The sequence below is a fragment of the Stutzerimonas sp. LR2 genome (assembly GCF_055755175.1).
Genome location: NZ_JBVTRR010000048.1, coordinates 1 through 949, shown reverse-complemented (window position 1 = coordinate 949; position 949 = coordinate 1). Strand labels below are relative to the sequence as shown.

Annotated in this window: 2 protein-coding genes; both read left to right on the top strand. The window is 51.9% G+C overall.

Features of this window, described 5'->3' with window-relative positions; genetic code table 11:
• Positions 1-422: hypothetical protein (locus ACVRRC_RS21930; protein WP_472997566.1), on the top strand; the 422-nt coding region annotated here is incomplete at its 5' end.
• The coding region (locus ACVRRC_RS21925; protein WP_472997565.1) for a hypothetical protein at positions 419-949 on the top strand (531 nt) is incomplete at its 3' end. The genes ACVRRC_RS21930 and ACVRRC_RS21925, both read left to right, overlap by 4 nt.

Below are 949 nucleotides of genomic sequence, written 5' to 3'. Positions count from 1 at the left end.
CCGTACACCTGCTTGCGGAAGGGCAATTATATTCACAGACCAACCGAGCTTCAGTGATGATGGCGCTGCGGGATATGTTACTGATTAACGCCGCTGCCAGTCTTAGCCCGTATGTCTTTTGGATCGGGTTGATGTGGATTGAGTTTCGCAACTTCCGCCATAATGCAACCTTTCGGACACATGCGCTATTGCGTATGGTCGCCAACTACAAGCTGGTGCTTTATCAGATTTTCATTGTGGCAGGGGCATCGTTGAGCCTGCTCCTATTGACCACCTGGACAGTGTTGCCGTTCATGCTTTCGCCGCTTATGACTGTCTGGGTTGCGCTATTTGTCTTCTTATCCATCTATCGCATTGAAAACGGATCCCCTCCAGAGTTTATCTTGCACGGCATTGCCACTGTAGGGCAGGTGCGCCGATGAAACTACCCTCGTCATTCTGCGCGCGCCTGCGTGTTTTCATTCAACTCGGTAAAGCGATCTGCACGAAAGGAGTGCTGAATATCATGTTTGACTCTCAATCATTTTCACCAATGGCGGATGACGCCAACCACAATCCAATTCCTACTGCGAACGTTTGTTGGCATCCCGTGGGCACCAAGGGGGAAGGGTTACCAAGCACTCCCGGCGTGTATCGCTTCCGTGTCCCGATGGAATCCAAGCCGGAGGAAACAGTTGAATTTCTGGCGCAGTTACGCTGGCGTAAACACGGTGTGCATCACGTCTTGATGCCAACCTTTGAATACGTACTGGACGATGAATTCATCACCTTGCCAGAAGGCACCCACTGGCGTCATCGCATGCCGGGTGATCCGGAAATGTTAGGTGCTACACAATTCCCGATCGCGCCAGAAATGGCAGACGGTGCAGCGGCATGCCCGTTCTGCCACCAACACCCCGTCATTGCCGGTGAAAAAATCAAAGAAGATGACGGCGATCGGTATTACACC